The sequence below is a fragment of the Alcanivorax sp. 1008 genome, from assembly GCF_020667895.1.
In the GTDB taxonomy this organism is placed as follows: domain Bacteria; phylum Pseudomonadota; class Gammaproteobacteria; order Pseudomonadales; family Alcanivoracaceae; genus PGZG01.
Window position 1 is genome coordinate 212,759 of the sequence record NZ_JAFMPS010000002.1, and the last position, 21,029, is coordinate 233,787.

20 protein-coding genes are annotated in these 21,029 nt (G+C 53.9%); 4 read left to right on the forward strand and 16 right to left on the reverse strand.

The features are described 5' to 3' along the window. Positions 1–3: 3 nt before the first annotated feature. From J1C54_RS03790 to J1C54_RS03810, 5 genes are read right to left on the reverse strand one after another with little or no spacing between them, the layout of a single operon-like run. Complete coding sequence (locus tag J1C54_RS03790; protein WP_229144644.1) at positions 4–462, reverse strand: molybdenum cofactor biosynthesis protein MoaE; 459 nt, start codon at positions 460–462, stop codon at positions 4–6. Beyond that, entirely contained in the window at positions 463–717 is a 255-nt protein-coding gene (locus J1C54_RS03795; RefSeq protein WP_229144646.1) for a MoaD/ThiS family protein, read from the reverse strand. Next, positions 714–1,208, reverse strand: a complete 495-nt coding sequence (gene moaC, locus J1C54_RS03800; protein ID WP_229144648.1) for a cyclic pyranopterin monophosphate synthase MoaC — start codon at positions 1,206–1,208, stop codon at positions 714–716. Before moaC ends, J1C54_RS03795 begins: the two co-directional genes overlap by 4 nt. Before the next feature lie 47 nt (positions 1,209–1,255). Continuing rightward, complete coding sequence (locus J1C54_RS03805) at positions 1,256–2,119, reverse strand: hypothetical protein (protein WP_229144650.1); 864 nt, start codon at positions 2,117–2,119, stop codon at positions 1,256–1,258. Positions 2,120–2,137: 18 nt separating this feature from the next. Next, positions 2,138–3,460: a serine hydrolase gene (locus tag J1C54_RS03810; protein WP_229144652.1), complete on the reverse strand. Its 1,323-nt coding sequence runs from the start codon at positions 3,458–3,460 to the stop codon at positions 2,138–2,140. Between the two features lie 460 nt (positions 3,461–3,920). Here J1C54_RS03810 and J1C54_RS03815 point away from each other — a divergent pair, with 460 nt between their 5' ends. Both J1C54_RS03815 and J1C54_RS03820 read left to right on the forward strand, forming a co-directional pair. Beyond that, positions 3,921–5,261, forward strand: coding sequence for a metallophosphoesterase (locus J1C54_RS03815; protein ID WP_229144655.1), 1,341 nt, complete (start codon positions 3,921–3,923; stop codon positions 5,259–5,261). A 442-nt stretch (positions 5,262–5,703) separates the two neighbouring features. After that, on the forward strand, positions 5,704–6,882 hold the full coding sequence (locus J1C54_RS03820) for a CaiB/BaiF CoA-transferase family protein (RefSeq protein ID WP_229144656.1): 1,179 nt from the start codon (positions 5,704–5,706) through the stop codon (positions 6,880–6,882). Between the two features lie 105 nt (positions 6,883–6,987). On the opposite strand, the gene J1C54_RS03825 is transcribed toward J1C54_RS03820, so the two are convergent. The 5 genes from J1C54_RS03825 to J1C54_RS03845 form a co-directional block, all read right to left on the reverse strand. Next, positions 6,988–7,389: a MaoC family dehydratase gene (locus J1C54_RS03825; protein ID WP_229144658.1), complete on the reverse strand. Its 402-nt coding sequence runs from the start codon at positions 7,387–7,389 to the stop codon at positions 6,988–6,990. Positions 7,390–7,408: 19 nt separating this feature from the next. Further along, on the reverse strand, positions 7,409–7,852 hold the full coding sequence (locus J1C54_RS03830) for a MaoC family dehydratase N-terminal domain-containing protein (protein WP_229144659.1): 444 nt from the start codon (positions 7,850–7,852) through the stop codon (positions 7,409–7,411). A 79-nt stretch (positions 7,853–7,931) separates the two neighbouring features. Continuing rightward, positions 7,932–9,107, reverse strand: coding sequence for a lipid-transfer protein (locus tag J1C54_RS03835; RefSeq protein ID WP_229144660.1), 1,176 nt, complete (start codon positions 9,105–9,107; stop codon positions 7,932–7,934). A 26-nt stretch (positions 9,108–9,133) separates the two neighbouring features. Further along, positions 9,134–10,054, reverse strand: a complete 921-nt coding sequence (locus J1C54_RS03840) for an SDR family oxidoreductase (RefSeq protein WP_229144661.1) — start codon at positions 10,052–10,054, stop codon at positions 9,134–9,136. A 224-nt stretch (positions 10,055–10,278) separates the two neighbouring features. Next, the gene (locus J1C54_RS03845; protein ID WP_229144662.1) at positions 10,279–11,841 is read right to left on the reverse strand and encodes a long-chain-fatty-acid--CoA ligase; all 1,563 of its coding nucleotides are present in this window, start codon (positions 11,839–11,841) and stop codon (positions 10,279–10,281) included. Positions 11,842–12,131: 290 nt separating this feature from the next. On the opposite strand from J1C54_RS03845, the gene J1C54_RS03850 reads away from it, so the two are divergent. Further along, entirely contained in the window at positions 12,132–13,127 is a 996-nt protein-coding gene (locus J1C54_RS03850) for an AraC family transcriptional regulator (RefSeq protein WP_229144663.1), read from the forward strand. 46 nt (positions 13,128–13,173) lie between these two features. Here the strand turns inward: J1C54_RS03850 and J1C54_RS03855 are convergent, their stop codons facing one another. Beyond that, positions 13,174–13,713 (reverse strand): HD domain-containing protein, encoded by a 540-nt coding sequence (locus J1C54_RS03855; RefSeq protein WP_229144664.1) that lies wholly within the window; start codon positions 13,711–13,713, stop codon positions 13,174–13,176. Between the two features lie 97 nt (positions 13,714–13,810). Next, the gene (locus J1C54_RS03860; protein WP_229144665.1) at positions 13,811–16,171 is read right to left on the reverse strand and encodes a molybdopterin-dependent oxidoreductase; all 2,361 of its coding nucleotides are present in this window, start codon (positions 16,169–16,171) and stop codon (positions 13,811–13,813) included. 180 nt (positions 16,172–16,351) lie between these two features. Between J1C54_RS03860 and J1C54_RS03865 the strand changes: the two genes are divergently transcribed. Further along, positions 16,352–16,831, forward strand: coding sequence for a helix-turn-helix domain-containing protein (locus tag J1C54_RS03865; protein ID WP_229144666.1), 480 nt, complete (start codon positions 16,352–16,354; stop codon positions 16,829–16,831). Between the two features lie 129 nt (positions 16,832–16,960). On the opposite strand, the gene J1C54_RS03870 is transcribed toward J1C54_RS03865, so the two are convergent. The 4 genes from J1C54_RS03870 to J1C54_RS03885 all read right to left on the reverse strand — a co-directional run bounded on the left by J1C54_RS03870 (position 16,961) and on the right by J1C54_RS03885 (position 21,025). After that, the gene (locus J1C54_RS03870; RefSeq protein WP_229144667.1) at positions 16,961–17,524 is read right to left on the reverse strand and encodes a hypothetical protein; all 564 of its coding nucleotides are present in this window, start codon (positions 17,522–17,524) and stop codon (positions 16,961–16,963) included. Between the two features lie 182 nt (positions 17,525–17,706). After that, positions 17,707–18,642, reverse strand: a complete 936-nt coding sequence (locus J1C54_RS03875; protein WP_229144668.1) for a patatin-like phospholipase family protein — start codon at positions 18,640–18,642, stop codon at positions 17,707–17,709. A gap of 9 nt (positions 18,643–18,651) precedes the next feature. Beyond that, entirely contained in the window at positions 18,652–20,178 is a 1,527-nt protein-coding gene (locus J1C54_RS03880; protein WP_229144670.1) for an NAD(P)/FAD-dependent oxidoreductase, read from the reverse strand. A 10-nt stretch (positions 20,179–20,188) separates the two neighbouring features. Continuing rightward, entirely contained in the window at positions 20,189–21,025 is an 837-nt protein-coding gene (locus tag J1C54_RS03885; protein ID WP_229144671.1) for an SDR family oxidoreductase, read from the reverse strand. Positions 21,026–21,029 lie beyond the last annotated feature (4 nt).

Genomic DNA, 21,029 nt, shown 5'->3' on the forward strand with positions numbered 1-21,029 from the left:
GATTTACAGCCAGCGTTGCGCCGCCTGCAGATCCTTGTCCCGCGCCTCAACCCACTGCTCACCCTGTGGACCATTAACCTTCTTCCACAACGGCACCTGCGTTTTCAGCAGATCCATCAGGCAACTGGCTGCCAAGAACGCCTCCTGCCGATGAGCCGCAGTGACGCCAACCAGCACAATCACATCACCCACCGACATGCTGCCAACGCGGTGCCACGCCAGCACACGCTGCAGCGGCCAACGGGTTGCAACATCAGCAGCAAGCTCAGCCAGAACGCGATCACTCATGCCGGGATAGTGCTCCAGTGTCAGCGTATCCACTTCACCCTGTTCGCCGCGTACCAGACCGCTGAACATCACCACCGCGCCGCTGGCGCCTGCGTCAGCATGTAGCCAGTCGGAGGCCCTTTGCACATCCAATGGCACTTGTGTAATTAACGTGTCGAGCAGCGCCGTGTCCATTTAGCCCCCGGTGACTGGCGGGAAGAGTGCCAATGTGTCGCCATCTTGCACGGCACTCGCTAACGTGGCCATCTGCTCGTTAATGGCGGCCATAACGCTAGCATCACCAGCAAACAGCTCCTGCCAGATACCGCCACGGGCGGCCAGAGAATCAATAATATCTGCCACGGTGCTACCCGCAGCGGTATCAATGATTTCTTGATCAACACCCAGGCATTGACGAAAGCGAGCGAAGTAAAGCAGGGAAATTTTCACGCTAGCTCCACTCCACCATCACGGCGAAAATCTCCGGACCGGCCGCCGCTCTTTTCCAGCAGGCGTAAGCCAGTAATTTCCATGCCACGATCCACTGCCTTGCACATGTCATATACCGTTAACGCCGCCACCGAGACCGCCGTCAGCGCTTCCATCTCCACACCGGTGGCGCCCTTAACCCGGCACTCGGCCAGGATATGCAGGCAGCTATCGCCCTCTGCCTCAAGACTAACGCGCACCTTGCTAAGCATTAACGGGTGACACAGGGGGATAAGATCTGCGGTGCGCTTGGCCGCCTGAATACCGGCGATACGCGCCACCGCCAGCACATCACCTTTGGCGTGACGACCATCTACTATCATCGCCAGCGTCTCTGGCAACATGCGCACACGGCACTCCGCCAACGCACGACGGTCTGTCTCAGGCTTGGCGGTTATGTCCACCATGGCGGCGCGACCCTGATCATCCAGATGAGTCAATCGCTCAGACATCTTTATTCCTCAGTCCATACATGAAATTGTGAGTGACATATCAAATACTATTTTGCCAGCGCCCATTTACCTTCAACATTCCGACAAATTTTGCGCGTCATAACGTCCGATTTTCCTTGCTGGAAAAGGTTGGTGATTCTCAGGGTATGGCATGGGCCTTCATCTCGGATAGCCGATTCCACCACCTCGACAGTACCGGCATGGCCACTACCAACCGACGACCAGCTGGCAAGGCCCTCTTCGGGATTCTGCAGCATATGGATTGCGGCGTTGCGCAGGTTGGCCTGATCCTCATCGGTAAGGAAACGCGCCGACATCGAACGACGATCAATCAGCACACCGACGTTAGCAAGGGCCTGAAAAGGCAGACTCAGTGTGCCGCTGATAAGGCCACCAACCATCCCTGCGGACGCCTCCTTTCCAGCTTGTCTGGCACCGGCGACAAGCTGCTCAGAGCGAATCAGATAATCCGGAATACTGGAGCGCCAGGCCTCTGATTCCTTCAGCGCGGATTCAGTGACCGGGCGCCAGACTTTCGATTCTTCCAGCAGTGCGTCCAGACGGGTCATGACCTCCGGCAACTGCGCCTGTACCGCCGCGAGCCGCGATTCCATTGCATCCACTCTCGACATCATTGCAGGCAGCTCACTCCGATACGCGGCAGCTTCCTGCACGACCTGACCCACCAGCAGCCGGCTGGCTGCGACCTCATCCAGTAATGGTGAAACATGTGGTTCAAGGCGATTGGCAGTGTCCAGCAAACCGGGGAACTCTTCCGTCACCACATCGCTGGCCACTGAAAGGCGCTCAAGATTGCGATTCAGTTCGGGCATGTTCATGCCGATATAGAACAGGGCGATCGCAACGAGAAAAAAGGCGATGGCGACCGAGAACAGGGCGGCGTTTCTCATTAGCATGCTCCGGCTTCTTCATTTCTGAAGAAGATACTCTGCCACCGCCTGGTATGCCGGCAACGATGTCGGGTCAATCTTGGCATTCTTGGCAACAGGGTAAGACGCCAGTCTGACGATAACCATATCTGCCGTTGGATCCACGTAGATGGTCTGACCATGCACGCCACGGGCGGCAAAGGCGCCGTGATCGTTATGGAAAACCCACCACATGCTACGGTAGCTCCCACCAGCCAGCGTGGCATAACCGGCTTTGGCAAAGGCTCCCTTATCACCGCCAGCACGGATATTTCTCACCACCTGCTTCGGGAACAATCGCTTGCCATTAAGCTTCCCTTCATCAAGCATTAACTGGCCAAGACGCCCCAGATCGCGTAGGCCGGCACTGAGGCCGCCTCCGGCAAAAGGAACACCCTTTGCATCAACGGTCATGTAGCCATCTTGTTCCGCGCCGATCTTCTGCCAGATTCGCTCGGAAGTCAGTGCTGCAACATCTTTTCCCTCGACCCGCGCGATGATCCATCCAAGCGCATCACTATTAATCGTCCGGTAGCCAAATGCCTCACCATGATCCCCTTGCTGCTTAACGGTTTGCAGGTACTCAAAATAGCCATTTGGGCCGACATAGCCTTTCGGCTTCGGCAACGGGCTTGCAGCCTGAGAATAAACCCAGATATCGGCTTTGGGATTCGAGTAATCCTCACTGTAATTCAGGCCTGTGGTCATATCCATTACCTGACGAACAGTCGCGCTACCGAACGCACTACCCTCAAGCTCAGGAACAATGGAAGAGACTCTGGCGGTTTCATCCAGCTTGCCCTCCACAACGAGAATCTCAGCCAGCAGACCGGTAACGGATTTCGTCATGGACATAGCCGCATGCTTGCCAGCCTCACCAAGGCACCCCAAATACTTCTCGTACACCACCTTGCCCTTATGAAGAATCAAAACACCATCTGTGTAATTGGCAGATAATGACTGTTCCCAGGTCATCGGCGTGGTACCCCCAAGAGGGATAAATGAAACCTCATCTATGTTGTCGTCGAGGGCGTATCGAAAAGGAATTGCTGGCATAATGCCTTTTCCAACCTGCTTGGTTGGCATCAGCTCACGAATATGGCAAACCGTCCATCGCAGTTTCGGGAAGCTGAAAAAGTCAGACTCCGGCTGCATGATAAGCTTGTCTGCAGGCGGCGGACTCCCTACCATCCAGCCCATCATTCCCGGATCCGACTCCTCGGCAGACAGCATGCCCTCTGGCTGCGCCACAATGTCGCCTGACCATCCAAAAAGAGAAAGCCAGCACAACGTCACAAGGCTGGACTTGCGATAACTCAACATGTAATTTCTCCACGGAATTTTCCTAATAATCTATTTACTCACAAAATCCGGGCTATATGTCAGGAATAAGCCTGCAATAAGCATTATTAAACCGACTATCTGCAGAACTATTCTCAGTCCCATCATCATTCCAAACATCCAAGCCGGCGCATGGCTCACGCCACGCAGGGCAGCCTATAAATCTTTTCTTTACTCGCCTGCATAACTAAGGGTTTCCACTGCCTGCAGACGGCGCGTCTACGCATTTATTCTTGCCCGATGAGCGTCCGTACAAGACTCAGACCAAAATCTGACTCTTTCTGCATGCACTATGTCCCATTTTGTGAGCATTCAGACGATACAGTCAGCTACTGCCCTCTGTCACGCTGGCATGTATTCCAGCACACGGAAGTGCCTGCGCATCACTGTTCACTTGATTCCTAACGCTGCTTCGCCCCAATAACAATTAAAAGGCTCAATCATGCTGACCAACATCTGTGGAACCGGAAAACTGACTCGACTCGCTATATTATTAAGCACCTGTTTGGCTATCTCTGCCTGTGACCTCAAGGTGATCACCACCGCTGGCGGCACAGTCACGTCGAACCCGGCAATGATCAATTGTCGCGCAGATTCTGGCACCTGTCTGGTACGCGACTACGAGGATCTCCAAGGCAGATTTGGCATCAAGAAAGCGCAGCTTATCGCCACCCCGGATGCTGGCTATCGCTTCTCTCACTGGCGCGGCTGTGACAGCGCCGAGCGGCTGCACTGCTGGGTTAAACTGGATAGCGATATTGAGGTAAAGGCCGTGTTCAAGCCTTTGGACTATGCCGTCGACGGCGACACCTCAGCTTCACTTCGATTTGTAGCAGTTGGGGACTTCGGCACCGGCGCCCGTGAACAGGAGCTGGTTGCCAACGCCATGGGAGCTGTGTGCGACCAGAAAGGTGGCTGCGAGTTTGCTATTGGGCTGGGCGACAATATCTATGATGAGAACCCGCAATCACCTTATGAAGATGCATTTGATCGAAAATTCGAACAGCCCATGCGCAATGCCAACTTCCCCTTCTACATGGCGCTCGGCAATCACGACAACAGCCTGGTCGTCGACGGCATCGGAAACTGGAACCGGACTGGCGAGATTCAGGTTGAATATAGCTACCGGAACGACCGCGCCACTGACCGCTGGATCATGCCCTCTCGCTACTATGAACACTCGCACCCCGCCAACAGCGGCGCGCCTACCGCCACCTTTCTGGCGCTCGACTCCAACCCCTTCATGACCGTGTTTGAGACCGATCCGGAATACTGGGTCTGGTATGAGTGGCAGCAAGGCGAGTGGGCCCGCAATGCCCTGGCAAGCAGCAATGCACAATGGAAAATTGCTTATGGCCACCATCCGTATCTTTCCAATGGCATGCATGGCAATGCTGGAAACTATGAAGGCATCACATCCATCGATTTGTTCACTCGTCGTTTCTCCGGGGAGAACTATCGCCGCTGGCTCGAGAAAAATATCTGCGGCAAGGTCGATCTTTTTGTCGCTGGACATGATCACGACCTGCAACTGCTTCACTCCATCCCCGAGTGTGGCAATACTATCTTCATGATTTCCGGGGCCGGCGCCAAAACACGGGAGCTGGAGGGGGACGCCACGCGCAATCCGTTCATCTATCAGCAGGGAAACGTGCTCGGCTTTGTGATTTCAGAAATTCAGGGTAACGACCTTACTCTTACTTTCTACACTGTTAACGCTGATGACGGCGTCGCTACGGTAGCGCACACGCAAACTTTCAAACGTCGCTCGCGGACAAACTAACAGATACATAGGCGTCGTTAATTGTATGCGCAGATGTGATGCATTGTGGTTATCCGCCTTATCTAGCTAGTCCGTTGATGTAATGCGGAGCTAAGGGGCGCCATCTTCCGGCGCCCCGACTTCGGCGAATTGTTAGCGTACCTGTTACCCGGAATCCAGACCCAACTGGGCGAATGGTGCGTTCATGGCGCCAAAGCCGCATTGACCCCATACGCGACTGCTCAACCCGATTAATTTTCGCCCGCCGGACTAAATAATCGATCGGCAGGTTGTTGTTGATGCCTTATCACGAGCAGCGCGTCAACTTTTGTGAACTTAACAGTACCTATTTGTCATTTCTAAACATTTTCAGAGTGCCTATTCTGCGATATGAAAATTGGCTCTCGGAAACTGCAGCACTTCTATCCGCGCCGCCTCACCAACTCATCAACAGGTTTACATCATGCCCCTAACTGGACTGAAAGTTCTGGACCTATCGACACTGCTGCCCGGGCCATACGCCACCATGATGCTGGCAGACATGGGCGCAGAAGTACTGCGCGTTGAGGCACCAGGTCGCCCTGAGCTCACCCGGCAGCTACCGCCATTTGATGAGCATGGCGTCACTTATAGCCACTCATATCTAAACCGTTCGAAAAGCTCAATAGGGCTAAACCTGAAGAACCCGGGCGCCGTCGAAATCGTAAAACAACTGGTCCAGCAGTACGACATTGTCGTCGAACAGTTTCGCCCCGGAGTCATGGATCGTCTCGGAATTGGCTATGAAACCCTTAAGACGATTAATCCCCGACTGATCTACTGCGCCATCACTGGCTATGGCCAAACTGGCCCATACAAAAATCGCCCTGGCCATGATATCAACTATCTTGCGACGTCCGGCTCAGCCAGTTATACCGGGCGCGCCGGTGAGGGACCGCTTCCGCTAGGAATTCAGCTAGCCGACATCGCCGGCGGCTCCTTGCACGCGGTCACTGGGATTCTGGCTGCAGTGATCGAGCGCCAGCGCAGTAATAAAGGGCAGATGGTCGATATCAGCATGACTGATGCCTCTTTTGCTCTAAACGGAATGACCGGCGCGGTAGCACTTGGCACTGGCATCTCACCGGGGCGCGGAGAGGATATGCTTAACGGCGGTTCATTCTACGATTACTACAAGACTTCAGATGGTCGATACTTTTCAGTTGGCAGTCTGGAGCCCCAATTTATGAAACTGTTATGTGACGCCGTCGGCCGCCCCGAACTAAGCAAACTCGGACTGAGCCAAAAGACACAAGATCAAAGATTCTTGCGCGAAGAGCTTACAAGAATATTCGCAAGCAAGGCATTCTCGGAATGGCGGGATGTCTTCAAAGATATCGACGCGTGCGTAGAGCCTGTCCTGACAGTCATAGAAGCAATGGAACACCCACAACTTAGAGAGCGTGATATGGTTGTGGAAGTCAGCACGCCAAATGGCTCTGTGCTAAGGCAGATTGGCTGCCCAATCAAGTTCTCCCGAAACCGACCAAGATACAAGCATGCCGGCGGCTCGCTCGGTGCCGATAGCCAGCAAGTTTTGCAGGAGCTGGGTTTCAGTGGTGACGAGATTGAAGAAATGAAAAAATCAGGCGCCCTAGGCTAGGAACTATTTTCAGAGGTCCTTGGCGAGCTCTAATCGCCAGGGACCCTCTGGGCTGCCTAATCGTGGGGCTGCCCAAAAAACCAAAGGAGCACTCCGAGCGAATTCCTAAATCGCAACGATAGCCTCGCCCGCCAGCGTCTGCGTTCCATCCTTCCTCGCAGCGATCACTTCAATACGCGCTCGCTGCTGCCCGCCTTCTTCGAACACCTCAGTGACTTTTCCACTACACATAATCACATCGTATAGTTGTGTGATGGTCAAAAACCGACTACTGAACTTAACCAACCTTGACTGGGGCTGCCAGTTTGTCAGCATGCGCCCAAGATACGCCATAGACAGCATCCCGTGCGCGAATACATCCGGCATTCCCGCCTTTTTAGCAAAATCGCTGTCAATATGAATCGGGTTATGATCGCCAGATGCGCCCGCGTAAAGAGCCAATGTAAACCGGGAAATCGGCGGAAGCTCTAACGACGCGATTTCCGTTCCTACGACAACTTCAGACATAGTTTTTCCCCTCTCTCGATCATGCGTTTCGATAAACCAGCGTGCAGGTAGATTTAGCTACAACTTCGTTGTTCTGGTTGGTGTAGGAATTTTCCATGACAACAAATTCCAAAGCACCGCTCTTCTTATCGAAAATATCCTTTAGCTTAGATTTTACCGTTATGGTATCTCCCGCATAGATCATTCCGGGATACTCGAACTCCTGGGCACCATGAAGAATTCGACTGACATCCATCTTCAGAAAATCAATAACAGGCAGTAATTCAGGCCCATCCATATCCAGTGAAAATGGAAAAGTGGGCGGCGCGGGAATATTCCTGTAACCGGCACTCCTTGCGGCGGCTTCGTCCCAGTACACGGGATCAGTCTCACCGATGGACTTCGCGAAAAACCTAAGACGACCCTTCTCTACTTCCGCACTAAAACTCTCGAACTCATGGCCAATCCGGGATCTATCCAGCATGCACTTCTCCTATTTCAATGATATTCATCCCCGCCGGCGAAACACCGTGTCTGCTGCGCTGTATTTTCTTCAGGCAGGGTTATACCTTGCGATACATCGTCACGACAGCAGCACCACCGAGCCCCAGGTTGTGCTGCAATGCCACCCGCGCACCTTCCACCTGACGATCGCCAGCTTGTCCGCGCAGGTGCCAAACCAGCTCTGCGCATTGTGCAAGGCCAGTAGCGCCGATCGGGTGCCCCTTGGACATCAATCCGCCTGAAGGATTAACAACAAACTTTCCGCCGTAGGTATTGTCTGCTTCGACGATAAACTTCTCGGCGCCTCCCTCGGCACACAAACCGAGTCCTTCATAGGTAATGACTTCGTTTGTCGTGAAACAGTCGTGGAGCTCGATCACCTGAATATCTTCCGGGCCTAGTCCCGCCTGCTCGTAGACCTGGCTAGCCGCCTTGCGCGTCATCTCGGCACCAATCAGGTTAATGGGGTCGGTCCAGCTGTCAGCCAAATCCGTCACCATGGCTTGAGCCACGATCTCGACGCCAGCATTCAGCCCATTTTTGCGAGCAAATGCTTCACTACAAATCACAGCAGCCGCCGCACCACAGGTGGGAGGACAAGCCATTAAACGTGTCAGGTGTGGCGGGTAAATCACGGGGGCTCCCATCACTTCATCCAATGTGAGGGGCTGATCGAAAAGTGAGTAGGGGTTGCGTATGGCGTGACTGCGGGTTTTTACAGAGACCATACCAAAGATCTTTGGGTCAGCACTGTACTTGTCGATATAAGCAGTACCTGCCTGACCAAACATCCTTAATGCCAGAGGTCCATCCGGTGCGTCAGACAATTCGCCCAGCCTGTTCATCATTGGGCCAAATGGCGACTCACGATCATCCCACGCCGAACCCAACGCACCGCGTTGCATTTCCTCGAACCCGAATGCCAATGCGCACTCAACTGCACCGGACTCGACGGCCTGACGCGCCAGAAAAAGTGCTGACGAACCAGAAGAGCAGTTGTTGTTCACATTTATGACTGGAATTCCGCTCATCCCTACATCATACAAAGCATGCTGGCCACAGCAGCTATCGCCATATATGTAAGCTGCATACGCCTGTTCGACCTGATTGTATTCAATGCCCGCATCTTCTATCGCTTGCTTGATCGCCGTTGAGGCCATCACCCGGTATGACTCTTGCTGGCCTGGCTTGGCGAACTTGACCATGCCCACACCAGATACACGTGCACTTGCCATCGCCTGACTCCGCTCTAAATGGGTAGTTACTTTTTGGCCGCAAGCAAATCGATGCCCACGCACTTACTGACAGCTTTGAAGGTATCGACAATGCTCTCGGCGGTATCAGCATCGGTAAAATCGATAACCGTTGCCCATTGATCTGCGATCTGCTCGGCTGTAATCGGACTCTCGGTGCCCAGTGCCAGCCCACGGGTACGCTGATAGCGTATCTTGCTGAACCACCCTGCGCCGACTTCAAATAGGGAGCCATTCTCTTTGTTTTCTTCAGCACATAGCTTGATGACGAGAGGAACGACGAACTCTGGACTAGTAGCATTCAAAACTTCTTCCGGCCAGATTGTTTCTGTCAGGCGTGATCCCGCAATAGGGGCAATGATGTTTGACTGAATGTTCTTGCGGCCACCCTCGACTGCCAGAGTTCGCCCCAGGCCGATCAAAGCGGATTTTGCAGCACTATAGTTTGCCTGACCGAAGTTTCCGTAGATTCCCGCAGCAGACGTTGTAAAGATAATTCGACCGAACCCTTGCTCCAGCATATAGGGCCACGCAGCTTTGGTAACTTTATAAGCACCGTAGACATGGATCCTATGGATCATTTCCCAGTCCTTATCCTGCATCTTTGCAAAGCTGCTATCTCTCAGGATTCCAGCGTTGTTAATAACAATATCGATACGGCCATAGTTATCTATCGCGGTCTGGACAATCTGCGCACCGTCTTCAACCGAGTTGTAGTTCGCTACGGCATCGCCTCCTGCAGTTCTTATTTCTTCAACAACACTATCTGCCGCCGAAGAGCTTGCCCCTTCACCATGTCCACTGCCTCCAAGGTCGTTGACCACAACGCGGGCACCACGCTTGGCAAGATCCAGAGCATAGGCACGCCCTAAACCACCACCTGCTCCCGTTACGATTGCCACCTTTTCATCAAACCGAATATCGTTCATCTATCTCGTCCTACCTGGCCAACGATGGGTTTTTATTGCAATGGCAATATTTTCAGGCAGTCGCCTTTCGTCAACAATGATGGAATCGCACCAATGAATTACCACAAGGTGGCGGAATGTTGTTAGATAGATACGATGATTCACGTACCGCAAGAACTAATGTGCGGGGCATAAAAAAGCCCGACATAAAAATGCCGGGCAGCGCACAGCCATGGAAAGACCTCTTAGTTAATCCCCCGATCAACCCCCGCCCAGAATGGCTGCCGCAATTCCACTTTGCGTAGTTTCCCCGCACCTGTGGTCGGAAACGGATCCTCACGGAACTCCAAACTACGAGGCACTTTGTAGCCCGCAATAAGTGTACGACAATGAGAAATAATGCTTTCTCGAGTAGCGCTCTCTCCATTCTTGAGACGCACGATTGCGTGAACGGCTTCACCCCATTGCTCATCCGGAATTCCGATTACTACGGACTCCATTACTGCAGGGTGCGTCGAAAGAGCACTCTCGACTTCGACCGAAAAAACATTTTCGCCACCGGAGATAATCATGTCCTTTGAGCGATCAACCAGAAAAATGAAGCCGTCCTCATCCATGTAGCCGACATCGCCTGTCATCACCCAGCCATCAATCAATGTACTGGCGGTCTGCTCAGGCTTATTCCAGTACCCCATCATGCTATTGGGGCCGCATACCACCACCTCGCCCACTTTCCCTCTGGGCAATTCCTGTCCGTCTGCATCCCGAATCTCAACGTTCACACAGTAGCCCGGTAGCCCGGCCGATCTCAGCTTGCCCGCTTTTGGTCCTTCCAGGACATGCCATTCGGCGCCGAGAATACTGCATAGTGGGCCCAGCTCAGATTGACCATATGCCTGAACAAAGCCAACAGTTGGCATCTTCTTCATCGCCTCAATGAGAGTACCCTCGGGCATAGGAGATGCCCCGTACACTATTGTCTTTAGAGAACTTAAATCGGCTGTCGATAATGAGGGCGACGCCAGTAACATGCTAATCATTGTGGGGACCAGTAACGTGTGGGTTACTCGCTCCGTCTCAATAGTCCTGATGACCGATTCAGCCTCAAAAAAAGGAATGAATACATGTGTCAGCCCACCGATAGCTGCCGATTGCGAAAAGGCTGCATCCGCAAGGTGAAACATGGGCGCGGCATGCAGGTACCGGTCATTCTCACAATTAAGGCCAATATTCGCCATCACAGAGATAGCGCAAGTCCACATATTCTGATGAGAGAGCATGACTCCCTTGGGAAACCCCGTGGTTCCTCCGGTGTAAAAGATGCCCGCCAGACTGTCATAACCGCTAGCTACAGGAGCAATTGCCTCTCCCTTTTCTATCAGCTGCTCAAAGCCTAGCATTCCTTCCGGGGTTTCTTTGTCGCCCATATAAATGGTCAGGCGTATTCGGTCTGTTTCAGCTGTCAGCTGGCGGCCCATCTCCATGAACGCGTCATCTACAAAAAGCACGGTACTGTTAGAGTCTTCTATCGAATAGACATTCTCTTTAACGGACCAACGAATATTCAGTGGAACGAGGATCGCGCCAACCCATGGAGCAGCGTAGAAATACTCAAAGTAGCGCGCCGAGTTCGTTGACAGAATAGCCAAGTGCTCTCCTGCCTTGACACCATGGGCAGCCAGCGCACCTGCCAGCCTAGCTATACGCTGTTCGGTCTCTGCCCAAGTATATTGGCGGCCGGAGCATACCGTAGCGATCTGCTTGCCAAATATCTTGGCATTCCGCTGAATCGAGTGATAAAGGTACATGACAGCCTCTGCGTCTATTCTTATTCTGAATTCTCGAACCGCGGGTTCTGCACTCGGAAAATATGCCCGCCATGCCCACTGATACAATGATTATAGGCGTCGGGATTAATGGAGCCACATGACACAAAGTCACTTTTCAATGCACACATTCGAACCCTGGCAGGGATCTAGCAAGGGGGAATGGGTCGATTGCGCAGCGTAGGCAGCGCTGCTACCGTAATTACTTAGCCCTCGCGACTCTCATACCTTGATGGCTGCGTCTTTCGAGCTCGCTCCAATTAGAGACAGATATGCAGAAAACGACGATTGCCAGCCATTACGTGAGAACGCTTCTACTCTCACTTAAGCGCGCGAACATCGATTACCAAGAGCATTTACGCCACGCGGGCATATCAGAAGCGGTACTCGACGATGAACGGGCCCGCATACCCTACGAAAGCTATGTCACACTAACACGGAGCGCGTGGAAGGCCCTTGGGGACGAGAACCTTAATCTGACTGAAACGCCTCTCAAACTTGGCGCCTTCAGGTATACCGGCATGCTGATGCTGCACACTCCAACGCTGAGGCATGCACTCAAGCTAGGCATGGACTTCCATAGGTACATCAATCCAGGCTATGAAATATCTCTCACTGAGGAGTCGAATGGCGCTTTAATCGAGGTCAGCCTGCACAGCCCAGCTCTGGATGAGAATCACCTTTTCGCTGAGTTTATTCTCTCCGGGTGGCACCGGTTCTCCAGCTGGCTTATCGACCGGAATATCGTACTCAAGCATGTCAGCTTTGACTTCCCATCACCACCCCACGAAGCTGAATACCAGTACATATTCCCCTGCCCCAGAGACTTCAACCAGGATAGCCTCAGCATCCGCTTTGGCGCCCACTATCTGGATCAACCGATCGTCAAGAGCGATGATGATTTCGCCCATTACACTCAACAAACTCCCGCTGGGCTACTGATTGTTCCCGCCGATGACGACAGCTACAGCGCAAAGATCCGGCGACAACTGGACGCCTGCACCGATTGCAGATTCCCCTCCTTTGATGAGGTGGCAAGAACACTACATATGACGCCTAAAACCCTTCGTCAAAAACTGAAAAAAGAAGGAATAATCTACCAAGAAATCAAGGACGTTATCCGTCGAGACTCTGCAATTCACTATCTTACGCTATACCGTATGCCCGTAGCCGACATTGCCCTTAGAGTTGGATTCACTGAAACCGGTGCATTCATCCGTGCATTCAAGGGCTGGACGGGCGTCACACCAGGGGCCTATCGTCACTGAAATTTGATCGCATATAGAGGCTGCTTAGAAACGGATTGCGAGGGCGCTAGCCACGAAACATTGGCAATGGATTAAGTGGATGCCTGACAATCCACATAGTAGCCAACTGAGCCAATCTCTTATGGAAGCCGCTGTTCGGGAACTCTGCTTTAACCCTGGAAATAACCTCCCTGTCGATGCCCATTGGCACCAGCCCTAGTGAGAAGTCTGCAATATCCGCTCGGCGGAAGGATTCCACCAGAGGAAATCGGCAATCACTACAGGATCGAATTCTATGGTGCATTTCCACCATTTCGCAGATCTCCGGCACCCACACATCTCTTCCTGTTGCTCGAAGGTAGTCTGATGCAGCAGTCTCTGACGGAGGAAGATAATCCAGGGTCTTCTTAGTCCAAATCCCTATGTCATGAAAGCATGCAGCAATTTGAACCTTTTCCTTCCCAACAGGATCAAGTTGGGAAAGTGAGTAGCAAAGATTGATAACGCGATATACGTGATTTTTATATGCATTGTAATCTTCACCAATGACTCTTTTAAAAGAGCCAAGGATTTCTTCAACCAGCGGGATATCGCGCTCAATTTCCATTCTTTAATCAAACTCTTTTAGGCAGTAAATGTTAAGTAAAAAATGACTTAATCTTTGGACCGGGCTTCCGGGCAAAGCTCAACGTGTATCCATTATTTCAAATTGCCGGGGCGTTCATTGGTAGCAGATCCTTTTTATAAACCCGACACGGCTGATGCTTGAGGTATGGGCACCCCGTGATCGGGTCACGCTCATCCAGGCTGGTAATCAGGTTGGCATTCCGGCCCACTGGTTTCAGCTCGCCGGTTTCCGGATCCGGGTATTCCATGCCAAAGCCATTGGGGATGGACACCAGCTTGTCGGGCATAGTGTCTGAAATAATCACCGGGGCATCGAGCTGGCCCACGGCGGTTTCCAGAATCACGATATCGTCCTGCTTTGCGCCGATTTCTTCGGCGAGCTTCGGGCTGACCTTGATCCAGAAGTGCGGCCCCTTACCTTTACGCCACTCGTTACTGCGCTGAATGGTGTTGGCGGTCCACTGGGTGCGTTCACCGGCAGACACCATGTAGGGGAAGCTATCGTCTTCTGATTCCGAATAGGCGATGGCCTGTTTAATCAGTGGCAACACAACTTTCGGCACGAGGTTGACCTTGCCGTTACGCGTTCGTACTGCCTCAGAAAAGTTTTCCCCGACGTCCTTCAGTGCCACTTGCACCCCTTCCGGGTGCTTAATGACACGCTCAGCCAACTCCTCGGCGAGCCTGAAGGGTGAGGCGAAGCGGTAATCGGGCCCCAAGTGACGAACCACATCGCGACGGCAGGATAAGGCATAGAGCACACTGGTGAGCCAGACGGTGACCAGCGAGGGGTTTTCCAGTCTTGGCCCCAGGGTCTGGTAAGCCCGAAAGATGGCGTGGCCCAGTGTCTTGTTCGAGTCCATGCGGCCACGCAAAGCGGCAATGCCGCCGAGGGCGCCAAAAAACAGGCCCAGATGCTTTTGGCCGGCCAACTGGTGCAACACCTCAGGCGCTTTCGGAACCAGCCCCATGGCGGTCACCAGCCGGCTGTAAATCTCGGCTTCTGGCAAGGCTTCTGCTGGGCCACTCAGGATCGGCGGCCTGAGCTGTGCATAAATTTCCGGGTAGCCCTTGGGAAAGGTGCACCACTCCCACTTTTCGTAGCCTGTGGGCGTTGGCAACACGTAATCGGCCACCCGAGCGGTCTCGGTAAAGGCGGGCTCGATGACGACCAGCAAATCTAGCTTTCGCAGGGCCCTTTCAAAACGGCGGGTATCGGCATAGGCCAGCAGCGGATTAGAGCCTTCCACAATCAACGCCTGAATGTTGCCCGCCTCGATTTCCTCCGGCAGCAGGTAAGGCGAGAACATGCCCATGGGCGCCAGCGTGGCAATGCCCTGTATGCCGGATACCGGGGCAATATAAGGCTTCATGGCGGGCACGGGGGCAACAGCAGGCGAAAAACTGCCGGAGAAAATATTGCCACCGGGCTGAGCGTAATTGCCGGTGATCATGGACAACACCTTCATCAACCAGGAGACCAGCGTGGAGTGACGTATCTGTTCCACACCGAGGTCATAGAAAATGCTGGCCTTCCCCGCGCGGGCAAATTGCTCGGCCACGTCAGTCACGGATTCCACATCCAGCTCACACGCGGCGCACATGGCGTGTACTGATATATCCCTGAACGCTTTCTCAAGTTCGGTAAAATTCACCGCCTTGTCTTTCAGGAAGCCGGAATCAAACAGCTGCTTGTCGAGAATGTGTTTCACCATGGCCATCAGCAGGTAGGCATCGGTGCCGGGCTTGCCTGCCAGATGCACATGGGCGCGGCGGGCCGTCTCCGAGCGGCGCGGGTCCACCACAAACAGCCGGTTGTTTTCATTCTTGAAAAATTTCTTGAATCCCTCTGTGGGGTTATGGCCGCGGTTACTCAGCAGCGGGTTGGTGCCCATTAGCAGGATCACATCACTGTTCCAGGCATCCGCATGGAAATACAGACCCGGCGGCGACTTCGCCATTTGCTGGTCGATCCAGTGGTGTTGGGATTTTTCCTGCGCGTAGGAACTGAAGTACCAGGGCGTGCCTACCACTCCCATAAACCCCATGGCGAACAGTGCGTCCATATGATTGCTCTGGCCACCGATGCCATTGAGGGCAATGGCGGTGGGGCCAGACGTGTCGCGAATAGCATTCAGCTTCGCGGCAATCTCGGTAATGGCTTCGTCCCAGGAAATCCTGACGTACTCACCGTCAGCGGTGCGCTTGAGCGGGTGCTCCAGGCGCTGCTTGTGCTCCACATAGTGGCCGATGCTATAGGCCTTGTTGCAGCTGTATCCGGTGGTGGCTGGGTTGGTGTCATCGGCGCGGACCTTGTCGATGCGGTTATCCTTGACATCCACCTTGAGGCCGCAGTTGTGCGAGCAAAGCACGCAGGCGGTGCTCATATCCGTGCCATCCCGCTCGACCACTTCTGACCGTTCCTGAATCCTGATCATATTGTCTCTCCTGTGGCCGAGGGCGACCTGTTGACCCGCGCACCTGCGCCCGTATCGCGCCATGCCTGATGCTTCAGGACTCCCGCTCAAAGATAGTAAGTTCCACAATGGAACGCACAAGGTTACAATGCCCCAATAGCCCCATTACGGCTCAATCAATCCGGGCCAAAAAGGTGAGTCATGCGCTGGGAAGAGTTACAGGAAGAGACATGCTCCGTGGCCAGAACCCTGTCGGTCATTGGCGATCGCTGGACCTTGCTGATCCTGCGGGATGCATTCCTGCGGGTGCGGCGCTTTGAGGATTTCCAAAAAAAATTGGGCATTTCCCGGCACCGACTGTCCGAGCGCCTGAAAAAGCTGGTGGCGCAAGGTGTGCTGAAAAAAGTGGAATACCAGTCAAGCCCGCCGCGCTATGAATACCGACTGACGGAAAAGGGCCTCGACCTGTACCCGATCATCATGATGATGGTGCGCTGGGGCGACAAATGGATGGATGACGGCAACGGTGCGCCCATGGTCTACAAACACCAGGGCTGCGGCGAGTACTTTGTCCCTGAGATCAGCTGTTCCGAGTGCCACGAGCCGCTCAAGCCCCGGGAGGTCATGCCCGAGTTCGGGCCCGGGACGCTGGCAGCCAGGCGCCGTAAAAAAAACGGCTAGCTCTCGTACGTGGTCTTGCATAAACCCAAATCTTTCTGGGTTTTTATATCAGGGCATTGCCAGTCTTCTCTGTTAGGAGAAGGTGTCCGCGAAAGCGGGTGAGCTAAATATATTAAATTAGACTTCTTATTATATGCCAAACGTGCACACTCCACTTTCGGCACGCTTTTTCCGATCTAAAGTAAATTCTTGGCCAAATTCCTTAAACCTCATAACTGCCATAGGAGAGTCTAATTTCAGACCATAGACAATTGCTTTTAGTTTTATTTCCGACCCAATTTTTACCAACTCCAAGACAAGCACATCGCTTCCTTCCTTTTGATATTCGATATCAAGCTCAACTGTCATCGTTTGCGTGTAATTAGACCAGAAATCGTTAGAAGCGCTCATAATACCTAAGTGCAAGTAATTCTTTGCTTCTTTGAAGGTTCTTGCGCTCAAGGGCTTTCCGAACCGCTCTCCCATATATGCCAAGTTTTTCTCCATGTTGCATTTGTCTTCCTTGAGCTGATCAGCAGACCACTCTTTAGGATAATGATATAGATCGGCTAGCTCTGCATATTCCCCTCTCTCCAAGCTCGCCAACACATGATCTATTAGCTCTCTAACTTCCAGATTTTCAGTGTCGTCCGCCACAGCTTGTGCCGAGAGAAGAAATGAAAACAGAATAGAAAAAACGCAATATAGCTTCATACTATCTCACTCTTACGGCTGAAATAATTAAAAGGCGCGCTCTGAATCACGATAGAAATTAGCACTGTTTACTTCCGCACCGCAATCCTGGGCCAGAAGGATTATCTAATAGAGTCAAACCGATTCATGTAAGCAAAATCTTACAACAGGGAAAGAACCTGACGGATGTGTGGACCCGCTGATCAGCAGGCATCCTCGAGGGCTTGCCGCACCACCGGGCCGGCGGTACGGCTGGCAGCTTCAAACACACGAACACGCCTGGCTGGGTCCAGCATATTGAATCCGAATGCCGCCAGATCCTCAGGGCCCGGATCAATGCGGGTTACGCGTATGCCGGCGGCGCGAAGCTGCGCCACTTCCCGATCAACAATCGCGGTCATATAGCGGCGCACCCGACGTTCAATCTTCGCCAGAGGCGAGCGCGGATTATCCATCTGCATGGAGGCCATAGGGGCTAGCACAATGGCTTCTTCGATATCGGCGCCCAACAGCAAGTCGGCGGAAGCTGGTGAGGCAATGCCACCATCCAGATAGGTGCTGCCTTGCCACTGCACTGGCGGGCACACGCCAGGTACGGCATAGGAGGCACATACCGCCCGATTGGCCGGCATATCAGTATGTTCGCGACCAAGGGCGACACGCTGGCCGCTTTCCGCATCCACGGCAATCAGCCAGGTGTTACGGTGCGGCACCCATTTCCCCGGAGTGATCACACTGTCTATCAAATTCATCATAGGCTGCATGTCCGTGCGACCGTGCGGCATCAGGCCGGTGATAGCAGTAAGGGGTGATACCTCACCGCGCAGGCCATGGACAAACAGCTTTGCCCCGCTCAAGCCGAGGCGCGGCAGGGGCGGAATAGCGCCGCCGGTATCTGTGTCGTGATTCCATTTGCAATCCTGCAGCTCGCCACGCTGGCTGGCGAGCATGCGCTCGACGCCGACCCCAGCGCCGAGCAGGGTGGCGAGCACGGCACCGGCGGAGGTGCCGATAAGAATATCTGCATCGCGGGCATCCCATCCCAGGCGTTGCTGCAACTCATTCAATATGGCGATCTGCCAAGCGGCGCCAGCCACCGCGCCACAGCCAAGTACCAGGGCTCGTTTTGGTTCTGTCATTAACTTTCCTCAACCGGTCACAGACATGCTTTCACCGATTACTTCATCGGCTGCCTGGGTGTCATAACTCTGCACGTCAAATTGCTGCAGTAATCGCTGCATGGTGTTACTGCTCCATGGAAAGCCGATGCTGTTTTTGCCATTACGGTCGATGTAATAGCTGGAGCAACCGCCCGTATTCCACACGGTTCCCTGCAACGCCTTTTGTACTTTGCTGTTGTAACGCCGCTGCACCGCCTCCCGCACTTCCAAACGGATCAGGTTTTTGTCGCGCATGCTCTTTAACGCACCCATGGCATAGTTGAGCTGCGACTCGATAACGATAAATGCAGAATTGTTACCAATCGCCAAATTCGGGCCAAGCACCAGAAACAGGTTTGGAAAGCCGGCAATGGTGGTACCACGGTAGGCTTGTGGGCTGCCATTCCAGATCTCCTCCAAGGTGCGGCCATCGGTACCGCGCACCTGTTCGGCAATCGGCGGATCGGAAACATGGAAGCCGGTGCCAAGAATAATAGTGTCCACTTCCCGCTCACTGCCATCATGGCCAACTAATACATTACCGCGCACTTCTTTAACGCCGGTGGCAAGCACATCCACGTTTGCCTGTGTTAGCGCGGGGTAATAGTTGTTCGATAGCAGCACACGCTTACAACCGAGGGTGTAGTCCGGAGTTAGCTTTGCACGCAGCTCCGGGTCCTTAACCGTCAGATTGATATGGGCCCGGGCAATCTTTTCGATTTGCTTGAGCAGCACCGGCCTGCGAAAGCCAACGCCAAAGGCTTCAAGCCCGGAATATAACGCCGCACGCAGGGCGCCCATTGCCATTGGCAAGCCAAGCAATTTTTGCGAGGTGCTGCCCATGGCCTGATTGGGTTTTGGCAAGATCCACTGAGGGGTGCGCTGGAACAGTACCAGCTGTTTCACCAAAGGCTGAATCTCCGGGACAAACTGGATGGCCGATGCACCAGTGCCGATCACCGCGACCCGTTCGCCACGCAAGTCATGCTGATGATCCCAGTGCGAGGAATGAAAAACAGTACCGCTAAATTCTTTTAGCCCGGGAATATCGGGAATCTGAGGCTCATGCAGGTAGCCGGCGCAGGAGATAATCGTGCGGGCGTGATATTCACCTTTGGCTGTGCGCACCATCCAGCGACAGCGGCGCTCATCCCACTGGGTGCTAATGGCAGGTTCACCATAGTGAATGTGGGGCTCCACCTGAAAGCGGGCGGCGACATCATTCACATAGTCGAGAATTTCCGCCTGCCCGGCGAATACCCGGCTCCAGTTCGGGTTCTGAGCAAAGGAATAGGAATACAACGCGGACGGCACATCGCAGGCGCAGCCCGGGTAGGTGTTGTCGCGCCAGGTGCCGCCAAGGGCTTCGGCTTTTTCCAGCACGATAAAATCTGTTTCGCCCTGCTCGCGCAATCGTATCGCTGCGCCAATGCCACTAATTCCGGCACCAATCACCACTACTTCTACGTCCATTGGGCGCGCCTTGGAAGCGGCCTTCTTTTTCGCCTGTGCCATCACAGCCTCCTCAGGATTTTTTCGCCAGCGCGCCAATACGCTGGTCATAACTGGCACGAGCCCTGGCATCTATTTTTTCCAGCACGCGGCGATCACCGAACACCCGACGCACACCACGCAGCAACCAATGGGGCGCTGCGCTTTGCAGTGGATTCAGGGCGAGTAAATAGCGCGGCAAGGTTACTTCCGGAAGTTGATGGGTGATGGCATCGTACACTGCTTCAGCAACATCCTCCGGGGTCACCGTTGGCACGCCACGGGCAGCGCTGTCGGTGCCGGCGGCCAGCTCGGTGGTGACCTTGGCTGGCATCACCGTGGTAAATGCAACGCCGCTATCGCGATATTCCTCGCGCAGGGTTTCAGTCAGCCCGACTACGGCGAACTTGGTAGCGCAATACACTGCCAGACCAGGCACGGCGAGACGGCCCGCCATGGAGGCCACGTTGACCACATGACCGCGACCACGGGCCACCATACCCGGCATGGCCAACTTGCAGCCATGTATCACCCCGCGCAGGTTAATGTCGATTTGGGTGTCACTCAGGGCATCACTCTCATCAAGAAAGGCACCGGCGGGCATAATGCCGGCGTTATTGATGATCACATCCACCGGGCCGAGGGCTTGCTCAGTGGCTTCAAGCCAGGCCGCACAGGAGGTCGCATCCCGCACATCAAGGGCGCAGCCAAAGCCATTTACCGCGGCCGCAGCCTGCTCAGCCAGCGCTGCGTCGATATCACCAATGCTAACCCGGGCACCGGCCGCCGCCAGTCGCCTGGCGATTGCCATGCCAATGCCGCGCCCTGCTCCGGTTATCGCAACCACCGCCCCATCCAACTGCACAGCCATACCA